At 53.0% G+C, this 206-nt stretch carries 1 pseudogene; it reads right to left on the bottom strand.

Features of this window, described 5'->3' with window-relative positions:
- Positions 1-200 (bottom strand): annotated as a pseudogene (locus tag FWJ25_RS20700) (hypothetical protein); the annotation flags it as partial.
- Positions 201-206 lie beyond the last annotated feature (6 nt).

Consider the following 206-nt stretch of genomic DNA (forward strand, 5'->3'; position numbering starts at 1 on the left):
CTGTCACCGGTGAARTCGGTGGAAACCARATCCTCCTCCACGTARCCCATGATACCCTTGAGTGGGCCCTCAGAAGCAGCCTTAATAGCTTTCTTGATTTCCTCGTARGAGGCCCCCTTCTCGATTCTGACAGTGAGGTCAACAACCGATACATCCACGGTGGGAACCCGGAAGGACATGCCAGTGAGCTTGCCATTCAATTCAGG

It is taken from the genome of Marinobacter salinexigens, assembly GCF_008370345.1.
Lineage (GTDB): Bacteria > Pseudomonadota > Gammaproteobacteria > Pseudomonadales > Oleiphilaceae > Marinobacter > Marinobacter salinexigens.